This is a genomic window from Phocaeicola coprophilus DSM 18228 = JCM 13818, assembly GCF_000157915.1.
Lineage (GTDB): Bacteria > Bacteroidota > Bacteroidia > Bacteroidales > Bacteroidaceae > Phocaeicola > Phocaeicola coprophilus.
This window is the reverse complement of the sequence record NZ_EQ973628.1, coordinates 5,140-12,403: the sequence shown is the minus strand read 5'-3', so window position 1 is coordinate 12,403 and position 7,264 is coordinate 5,140. Positions and strand designations below refer to the sequence as shown.

General features: G+C 41.3%; 6 protein-coding genes and 1 pseudogene. All 7 read left to right on the top strand.

Features of this window, described 5'->3' with window-relative positions:
• Positions 1–1,509 (top strand): KAP family P-loop NTPase fold protein (locus tag BACCOPRO_RS00035; RefSeq protein ID WP_008139690.1); only part of this gene is annotated, 1,509 nt, incomplete at its 5' end.
• Positions 1,510–1,583: 74 nt separating this feature from the next.
• The gene (locus BACCOPRO_RS00030) at positions 1,584–2,267 is read left to right on the top strand and encodes a hypothetical protein (RefSeq protein WP_008139689.1); all 684 of its coding nucleotides are present in this window, start codon (positions 1,584–1,586) and stop codon (positions 2,265–2,267) included.
• The gene (gene qatC / locus BACCOPRO_RS00025) at positions 2,252–3,673 is read left to right on the top strand and encodes a Qat anti-phage system QueC-like protein QatC (protein ID WP_008139688.1); all 1,422 of its coding nucleotides are present in this window, start codon (positions 2,252–2,254) and stop codon (positions 3,671–3,673) included. Before BACCOPRO_RS00030 ends, qatC begins: the two co-directional genes overlap by 16 nt.
• A complete protein-coding gene (locus BACCOPRO_RS00020; RefSeq protein WP_008139687.1) occupies positions 3,667–4,356 on the top strand; it encodes a TatD family hydrolase in 690 nt (229 codons plus the stop codon). The genes qatC and BACCOPRO_RS00020 overlap by 7 nt, the downstream gene beginning before the upstream one ends.
• A 24-nt stretch (positions 4,357–4,380) precedes the next feature.
• Positions 4,381–6,642 (top strand): SF1B family DNA helicase RecD2, encoded by a 2,262-nt coding sequence (recD2, locus tag BACCOPRO_RS00015; protein ID WP_008139685.1) that lies wholly within the window; start codon positions 4,381–4,383, stop codon positions 6,640–6,642.
• 13 nt (positions 6,643–6,655) lie between these two features.
• Positions 6,656–6,886, top strand: a pseudogene (locus tag BACCOPRO_RS17315) (hypothetical protein).
• 80 nt (positions 6,887–6,966) lie between these two features.
• Positions 6,967–7,104 (top strand): hypothetical protein, encoded by a 138-nt coding sequence (locus BACCOPRO_RS17720; protein ID WP_008139684.1) that lies wholly within the window; start codon positions 6,967–6,969, stop codon positions 7,102–7,104.
• Positions 7,105–7,264 lie beyond the last annotated feature (160 nt).

Here is a 7,264-nt window from a genome sequence, read left to right as displayed (position 1 = left end):
AGAAAAGCGACGAGTTTTTTCGAGAAGGCAGATGACTTTTTTGCTAGAATCAATTTTCTGAAAGCAGGTGTTTTTGTATTGAAAAAGACCTATGATAATCTCACCCCAGAATGGCTAAAGAAATGGTTACCATCAAAAGAAGATATTGATATAATAGCAGAAAAGGATAAATACAATAATCTACTTGAAGATATAAGTAAAGGTAATACTTCAAAATTTATCGCTACATTCAGAGAGCTTTTTGAAGAATTGATTGACAATATGGGTTATAAGGCGGTTATTGTCTATGTAGATGACCTGGACAGATGTGACCCGAAAAAAATTATTGGATGTTTGGAAGCGGTAAAACTGTTTGTTAATGTAAAAAAGACGGCATTTGTAATCGGAGCTGATGAACGTATTATTGAATATGCCATTAGTCAGCATTATCCTATTCAAATGAAAAAGGAAGATATATCCAGTCCTTTTTCTGACTATCTGGAGAAGCTGATTCAACTTCCATACAAATTGCCACGATTATCGGACAACGAGCAAGAAACATATATCACACTACTATTGTGTAAAAACCATTTAAATGAAACCCTATTCAATCAAATCCATCAGGAATATTTAAATTTCAGAAAGAGTGATAAGCATTCAGGATATAATATAGCAAATATAAAGGCAAAGAGTAATGGCGTTGATTTTAAGGAAGTAGAATATCGTTTACCCGTCGTACCTCTTGTAAAACAATTTTTAAACGGTAATCCACGGCAGTTAAAACGTTTTCTAAATACCTTATATGTACGCCAAGAGTTAGCAGAAGTAGCAGGCTTCAGCGATATACGTCCCGAAGTGTTAACCAAACTTATGGTCCTAGAGTATAATACATTATACAATTCTCGTTTTGAGGAACTCTATAAAATACAAAAAGCCAATGATGGCGTTTTGCCGCTGGAAAATGTTGAGGAAGAAGCGACTTTAGAAAATGGAATTCAAAACCCACAATGGAAAGATAACTGGTCGTCTGACTATTTAAAAAAATGGCTTAGTTCTGACCCATCATTAAAAGACATCAATCTACAAAACTACTTTTGGGTGGCACGAGATGCGTTGAAAAATGAAACGCCGATAGCTTCGTTAGTAACAAATAAGATTATGCTAATATTCAAAAACTTATGTACACTGCAAACCAATAATGCAATGAAAAAGGAATTGCCAAAGATGATTCAAAACTGCGAAGAGTCAGAAAAAGACATGATTGTTCATTTAATAAACAACAGCCTTAAAAAGGATCCAAAATCAGAAAATTGTTGGAGAATATTACATTGTGATGAATCAAATTTATTGATAGGAGATAATATCGATAGATTAAAGCTCTTAGTCAGTAATGTAAAAACAGAAGAAATCGGTACAGATGCCAATTCATTCTTTGCTCGAATGAAAAAAATCAACGATGAATTTTATACATTCGTAGCAAATATTCCAAAAAGCGCTAATTTAGAGAAAGCTATAGAACGTAAAGGTTAAGAGTAATAAATATGGGTACATCACAATCACATAACTTGAAATCCTCCCCTAATTGGTCCGCTGCAAAACGAGCCATGACTAACATCGCAAATAACACAAACAATCAGTCTAGTTCAAATGCAAAATTCTTTGGAAATTTAGGAGCTGCGCTGGGTAGCGGTTTGTATAGAGGCGGTGGAAGTGGTGGTCATGGCGGCAAAAGAGGCTATTCGTTTGGGCGTGCTGGTGGACATGCAATCCGAGGATTGGTAAATGTTATTACCAACACCAAACAGTACGGACTTACTGCAAGTCTGGGAATTGATAGACTTCCTGATGCACAGAAACCAAAAACGCCACAAGATTTTAAGGAAATCCTTTTGCATGAAATCATTGGAGAAAATGACTCTTCAATGGATGATGCAGCAGCAACTTATGCCATGGAAAAAGTGCTGAATGACATCACTTCAGACTGCAAAGACGAACAAAGTATAGAAGATAAACTTACAAATGCAAGCAATGATGATCTTCATGAATGGATTATAACTTTTGAGATTGAATACATATTGGAATATTCAGCAGAATTATTCCAAAGCCATATCTTTAACAAAGGGAAACATCCTGATGAGATAAAAAAAGATATGAGACGCTGGCTTCATAATGAATTGGATGAGAAGTTAAATAAAGAATTGACACAAATAAACTTCAATAGTCCAGTAGGGAAAAATTATCTAGATTCTTTAACTTCAGAAATTTTGGATATATGGAAACAAGAATAAACATCAATTATACTCCTTCAGGAACACAAGAAGTATTTGGTTTCTTCACTATTTCCTTCCAAGGGAATGATGGAAGAGTCAGAAGTGTTGACACTAAGTTCAATCCCAAACAACTATGGGAATTCTCACGAGATACATCATCTGTAGCCTTTGATTTATTAGTTTTATCTATGATTGTATATAATGTGGATAGAGCTGTACATCGTATGTCTAATTCAGATGATGGATGGAAACGAAATTTAGTATTATTGAATGTTCCAGCTATCAATCTGAATGAAATGAATAAAGGTCGAGAATCTTTCAATCGTGCTATTAGTTTCCTTACTGGGGACAGTTGGGATATTCATTTTGTCCAAGCAGATTTATACTCCTTTAATCCAACTAAAAAGGTAAAGGAGTATAACACTTCATCTTTTGAGAAAGTAGCATTGTTTTCAGGTGGCCTAGATTCCCTAATCGGGTTTATAGACGAAGCAAACACACTCTCTCTTAATAAAAAGATACTCCTTGTTTCACATATGGAATTAGGTAAAGAACATAGCGATCAAAACAGTATATTGGGCTATTGCAGAGAAAATAACATATTTGCCAATAAATACGATCAGGTTTTGCTTAATGCAGGGATTAAGCCACGCTCTTGGAATATTAAGGGAACTCCTACGGAAAGTACATTTCGCTCTCGCTCTTTACTATTCTTTTCTGCCGGAATATATATTGCCAATAAAATATCACCACAATGTAAATTAATAGTACCAGAAAATGGAACTATATCAATAAATATACCACTTGATAGCGGAAGAAGAAGCTCATGCAGTACAAGAACAACGCATCCTACCTTTGTTAAACGAATACAAGAAGCCTTGCTAGCTATAGGTATAGCAAACCCTATATGCAACCCATACCGCCTAAAGTCAAAAAGGGATATGGTATTAGAGTGCAGCCAAGATAAGACAAAAAAGGAAATTCTAAATTCTCTTGTAGACTTATCATGTTCTTGCGCAAAACGAGGTCACAACATTTTCTGGGATAAAAGTGGCACTGAAATCCACGATGCTAAAATTAAACATTGCGGAATGTGCCTCCCATGTCTTTATAGAAGAGTTTCATTGGATGCAATAAATCGTGATAATGAAGCACTACTTGGCACTGACGTATTTCATGGTATAAAATTTAATCCAAATAATAGAAACCAAAAGAGGAATAGGGACTTTAATGCTCTTTTATATTTTCTAAAGAACAGAATGAACGAACATACAATTCGGCAAGAACTTTTCTTTAATGGCATAACGGATAAGCGTGAGTTAGATGAATACACATCACTAGCCTTGCACTCGTATGTTCAGGTCCTTGAATGGCTTAAGAAAAAAGCATCGATTGATACACTATTAAAAGCTGGAATATGTTAATAGATACTCACTGCCATTTTGATATGATGCCCAACCCCGAACTCTATCTTAAAGAGCAAGAGGTCATGCACAATATTTCGATAGGTATGACAAACTTACCGAGCCATTTTTCATTAGGATTCAATCATGTTAGACACTACAAACATTCACGTTTAGCATTAGGCTTTCATCCACTATACGCTAGTGAAAAAAAGGATGAGATTCGATTATTCAGTCAGTACATAGATAAAACCAGCTATATTGGAGAAATAGGTTTAGACTTCAGTAACGAAGGAGAAGCTACTAAGAATGATCAAATTTTTGTTTTGGATTCAATTCTCAAGCAGTTAAGAGGTAAGAACAAAATAATCAGCGTACATTCAAGACGCGCTGAAAAAGTTTTGTTAGAAATGTTGATTAGTCATGGAATTAAAAACGTGATTTTTCACTGGTACTCAGGTCCTCTAACACTTATACCACAAATTATTGAGTGTGGCTACTATTTTTCTATCAATGAAAAAATGACAAAGACTGATAGCGGAAGAAAAATAATAGGAAGAATACCTCACAACAAGATTCTCACAGAAACAGATGCTCCATTTAACAAAGTATGCTCAATAAGCAACACATTGAAAAGTATCGGCTTAGGAGAAGATGTAATTTCAGAGAATTTTTACAACTTGATTGAAAATATAAGGAGATAGAACATAAAAAGATATTATTTGCAAATGCTCAAACTTCGCTGCGTAGTAGAACGAATCACGTACCAGAATCCCGAGAACGGGTATTCGGTGATGAGGGTCAAGGTCAAAGGATATGACGACCTGGTGACGCTGGTGGGCAACTTGCTGGAGGTGCCCGCCGGCAGTGTGCTGTTGTGTGAGGGCGACTGGAAGGTGGACAAGCGCTACGGCAGCCAGTTTGTTTGCCAGTCGTGGGAGGAGGTGATGCCGGCTACCGCCTACGGCATCGAGAAGTACCTGGGTAGCGGACTGGTGAAGGGCATCGGTCCGAAGTTTGCCCAGCTCATCGTTCGGCAGTTCGGTCTGGAAACCATCGATGTGATTGAAACCGACATCGAACGGCTCTACGAGGTGCCGGGTATCGGCAAGAAGCGGGTGGAGAAGATTCGCGAGAGTTGGGAGAAGCAGAAGGACATCAAGAATGTGATGCTTTTCCTGCAGGGGTATGGGGTGAGTACGGCCTATGCGGCCAAGATTTACCGTCAGTACGGCAAGGAAAGCATTGACAAGGTGAAGGAGAACCCTTACCGACTAGCTGACGACATCTGGGGTATCGGCTTCAAGACGGCGGACGGCATTGCTGCGAAGATGGGCTACGAGAAGAACGACCTGCGCCGTTGTAAGAGTGGTATCATCTATACCTTGAATCAACTGGCCAACGAAGGGCATGTCTATGCTGAAGAAGAACAGTTGGTAAAAGCTGCTTTGGAATTGCTGGAAGCGGACGAAGCACCCATCCGGGAGGCGTTGAATCATATGGTGCAGACAGAAGACCTGAAACTGGAGGATGAAGCCATCTATCTGCCACCGTTCTACTTCGCCGAAGTGGGCACCACGAACCGCTTGCTGGCATTGCTCCGTGAATCGGAACAGGACATCTTTGCTAAAGAAATAGACGTGCAGGCTTTGTCGAAGGAAACAGGCGTTGAGTATGACGAGGTGCAGCTGCAAGCCATTGAGGAAGCCATCCGCTCGAAGGTGATGGTACTGACGGGCGGACCGGGTACGGGTAAGACCACTACCACGCAGGGTATCATTGCTGCCTTGAAGCACATGGGACTGCGCATCCTGCTGGCAGCTCCTACGGGGCGGGCAGCCAAGCGCATGAGCGAAGCCACTGGGATGGAGGCCAAGACCATTCACCGGCTGCTGGAGTTCAATCCGAAGGACGGCTACAAGCGGAACGATGAGAACCCCTTGGAGGGGGACGCACTCATCGTGGACGAATGTTCGATGATTGACATCATCCTGATGAACAACCTCATGAAGGCCATCCCCTCTTCCATGCGGGTGGTGTTCGTGGGCGACATCGACCAGCTGCCCAGCGTGGGTGCCGGCAATGTATTGCGCGATATCATTGAGAGTGAACGGATTCCGGTGATCCGGCTGACCCGCATTTTCCGCCAGGCGCAGACCAGCCGCATCGTGATGAGCGCCCATGCCATCAACCAGGGACGTTTCCCCGATACAAGCAACGGCCAACAGACGGATTTCTTTTTCATCCAGCAGGAGGAGCCGGAAAAAGTGGCGGATGACATCGTCAATCTAGTGAAGAATAGACTGCCGAAAGCTTACAGCCAAAAAGTGAGCAACATCCAGGTGCTGACGCCCATGCAACGGGGTGTGGTAGGTGCTGCCAACCTGAACATGGCCCTGCAAAATGCACTGAACCCTTCCCAAATTGCCTTGAACCGAGGCGGCTATTCGTTCCGACAGGGCGACCGGGTGATGCAGCTGCGCAACAATTACGACAAGGATGTGTTCAACGGGGATCTCGGCTATGTGGAATCGGTGGACATGGAGGAACGCACGCTGCTGGTGAACTTTGAAGACCGCCTGGTGGAATACGAAGCCTCGGAACTGGATGAGCTGACCTTGGCCTATGCCACAACCATCCACAAGTCGCAAGGCTCGGAATATCCCATCGTGGTGATGCCGGTGCTCATGACCCACTATGTGATGCTGCAGCGGAACCTGATTTACACGGGCATCACCCGTGCCAAAAAGATTTGCGTACTCATCGGTACCAAAAAGGCGCTCTCTTTTGCCATCCGCAACATGTCGGTGCTGAAACGGAATACGAAACTGAAGGAGCGCCTGAATCCGGAATTGGCAAAACCCACGGAGAAGAAGTCTGTCGAGAAGAAGTTGGATAAGATTTATCCGATGAGCGAACCTGTATTGGAAGCAGCCGCCGAACCCAGCGAAAGTTACGGAAAGAAACAACCTACCATTGAAACGAAATAGAATGACAACCATGATGCCCATTGATACTACCAATATGTGTTCCCACCTTTAAAAAAAGCTATTCCAGCCGGAAGGTGCCTATTATCCGATATGGAAAGCCATACAGGAGGATGAAGAAATCAGTGCAGTGGTACGCAGTCGCCAACTCCATATCTACCGCAACGGCAAGAAAGTCCTGATTCTGGCAGGTAAGGCTCAGCCTAAAATTGTCAGAGAGGACAAGCTCAACGAGCTGATTAGATGAGAGTAGAGTAAAGATTGAGGTGTAATCTTATTCCTTACTTCACCATTAAAACACATAGTATCAACAAAACGGCGAATGTTATGAACAAAAATATACTTGCAAACGAAGATATTCTTCTTTTTGAAAATATGGAGAATAACTGCACTTCTTTAAATGAAGAGAGTTTCTTTAAGAACATGAAGTACAAACAAGAGTATGAAGTAACTTGTGCTAAATGACCTGATTGTGTCAGAGTACGAGAACGAAGACGAAATCTATGTGGTTAGAGAAAGCTACGAAGAATATGTCGTTGGTAGAGGCATTGGAACGGATGGAACTTTTGAGAAGCATGTAATGACTCTGTCAGAAGCCTTGGCAATAAACCTTAAAGATTTAGGT

What these genes read in the sequence shown, in the direction of transcription:
- BACCOPRO_RS00020 (WP_008139687.1), top strand. Translation starts at nt 3,667, where the DNA reads ATGTTAATAGATACTCACTGCCATTTTGATATGATGCCCAACCCCGAA.
- qatC (WP_008139688.1), top strand. Translation starts at nt 2,252, where the DNA reads ATGGAAACAAGAATAAACATCAATTATACTCCTTCAGGAACACAAGAA.
- recD2 (WP_008139685.1), top strand. Translation starts at nt 4,381, where the DNA reads ATGCTCAAACTTCGCTGCGTAGTAGAACGAATCACGTACCAGAATCCC.
- BACCOPRO_RS00030 (WP_008139689.1), top strand. Translation starts at nt 1,584, where the DNA reads ATGACTAACATCGCAAATAACACAAACAATCAGTCTAGTTCAAATGCA.
- BACCOPRO_RS17720 (WP_008139684.1), top strand. Translation starts at nt 6,967, where the DNA reads ATGAACAAAAATATACTTGCAAACGAAGATATTCTTCTTTTTGAAAAT.